The sequence below is a fragment of the Streptomyces sp. NPDC002130 genome (assembly GCF_040296465.1).
Taxonomy (GTDB): Bacteria; Actinomycetota; Actinomycetes; order Streptomycetales; family Streptomycetaceae; genus Streptomyces.
In genome coordinates this window covers 1-1,739 of the sequence record NZ_JBEOXI010000675.1, presented here as the reverse complement: position 1 = coordinate 1,739, position 1,739 = coordinate 1, and the positions used below count along the sequence as shown (strand labels likewise).

At 64.0% G+C, this 1,739-nt stretch carries 3 protein-coding genes; all 3 read right to left on the bottom strand.

Annotation, left to right across the window (positions count from 1 at the left end):
• On the bottom strand, positions 1-677 hold a 677-nt coding region (locus ABT116_RS44330), incomplete at its 3' end, for a GIY-YIG nuclease family protein (RefSeq protein ID WP_351646547.1).
• A gap of 74 nt (positions 678-751) precedes the next feature.
• Complete coding sequence (locus ABT116_RS44325; protein ID WP_007727982.1) at positions 752-1,225, bottom strand: PH domain-containing protein; 474 nt, start codon at positions 1,223-1,225, stop codon at positions 752-754.
• Positions 1,222-1,689, bottom strand: coding sequence for a 6,7-dimethyl-8-ribityllumazine synthase (gene ribH, locus ABT116_RS44320; protein ID WP_351646549.1), 468 nt, complete (start codon positions 1,687-1,689; stop codon positions 1,222-1,224). The genes ABT116_RS44325 and ribH overlap by 4 nt, the downstream gene beginning before the upstream one ends.
• Between the last annotated feature and the right edge of the window lie 50 nt (positions 1,690-1,739).

Sequence of the window (1,739 nt, the reverse complement as noted above, 5' to 3'; positions counted from 1 at the left end):
TACACGGGCAACGAGGCCAGGGCTCGCATCGTGGTCAAGCAGATCCGCGACAAGGGGTCCCGGCCGGCGAGGAAGTCGCAGAAATCTTCGACGATCTGTCGATGCTCCTCGGCGCTGACTCGCCCGACGCAGGGCGCCGAGCACTTGTCGATGTAGCCGAGCAGACACGGACGACCGATCTGGTTGTGCCGTTTGAAGACTCCGGACGAGCACGTTCGCGCGGGAAATACTCGCAGCAGCAGATCGAGGGTTTCGCGGATGGCCCACGCATGAGAGTAGGGACCGAAGTAGCGGACACCTTTGCGCCGCGGACCGCGGTAGACGAACAGCCTCGGGAACTCTTCGTTGAGCGTCACGGCGAGAACCGGATACGTCTTGTCGTCGCGGTACCGCACGTTGAACCGCGGATCGAATTCCTTGATCCAGTTGTACTCGAGCTGAAGCGCTTCGACTTCGGTACTGACGACGGTCCACTCGACGCTGCCGGCGGTGGTCACCATCTGCCGCGTACGGGGATGAAGTGTCGTGACGTCCGCGAAGTACGAGTTCAAACGTGAACGGAGGCTTTTCGCCTTTCCGACGTAGATGACCCGACCATGCGGATCGCGAAATTTGTAGACGCCCGGCGCAGCCGGAATGGTTCCGGTAGCGGGGCGGTAAGTCGAGGGATCCGGCACGGTTTCAGGTTAGTCGCCGCCACCGACCGACTCGGAAACGCGCAGGATGCGGGCACCGAACCGGTCGGAAGACGTCAGTTGCTCTTGTGCGCGACCGGTGCGTAGCGGTCGGCCAGTTCGCGGAACTTACCGACCGTGTCGACGGCGTACTCGCGGTCGTTGGACTGGATCGCCATCACGGCCATGTACTCGTCGTCGGGCAATTCGATGCGTGCCCAGGCGGCACCGTCGGGGAACGAGAGTCCCTCGAACAGATCCCAGTCGACAATCTTCTCACCCAGGATGTTTCGGACGGCGATACCCTGCTTGCCCACCTTGACCCGGGGCCGCGTCAACATCAGCACACCGAGAGCCAGAATGGTGCCGATGCCTGCCATCGCAAGTTGGTCCGCGGCACGGAAGTACACGCCGGTGGACCCCTGACGGAGCAGGAGTGCCAGTGTGACGTGAACGATCACCAGGAGTACCGCAACTCCGATCGCGTACCGCGTGGACTTACGCGGTGACGCAATCAGTTCCCAGTTCTCGTTGTCGCCGGGTGTACTCATCGAAACGAATCCTCGGTCCATGGTGCTCGGACGTGGCGCAGGGTCACTGCGGTGTCCAGTGCGGCGGCGCAGGCCTGTGCGCCCTTGTCCTCGACGCTACCCGGCAGCCCTGACCGGTCAAGAGCCTGCTGCTCGGTGTCGGTGGTCAGGACACCGTTACCCACCGGAGTGCTTTCGTCGAGCGAGACGCGTGTGAGGCCCGCGGTGACCGCGTCGCACACGTACTCGAAGTGCGGCGTGCCGCCGCGGATGACGACGCCCAGGGCAACGACGGCGTCGTGAGTGCGAGCCAATGCCTGCGCGACGACCGGCAGTTCGATCGCACCGGCGACACGGACCAGCGTCACGTCCTTGATCTGTGCCTCCTGCGCGACGCGCTGCGCGCCGGCGATCAGAGCCTCGGAGATCGTCGCGTGCCACTGCCCGGCATAGATCGCCAGCTTGAGATCCTTGGCTTCGGAGATCGCGAGCTGCGGCTGACATTCGCCGCTCCAAGTGCGGTTCCCGGCTGTGC

Excerpts from the sequence above, each read along its gene's own strand:
- ABT116_RS44325 (WP_007727982.1), bottom strand. The coding sequence starts at position 1,225 with ATGAGTACACCCGGCGACAACGAGAACTGGGAACTGATTGCGTCACCG.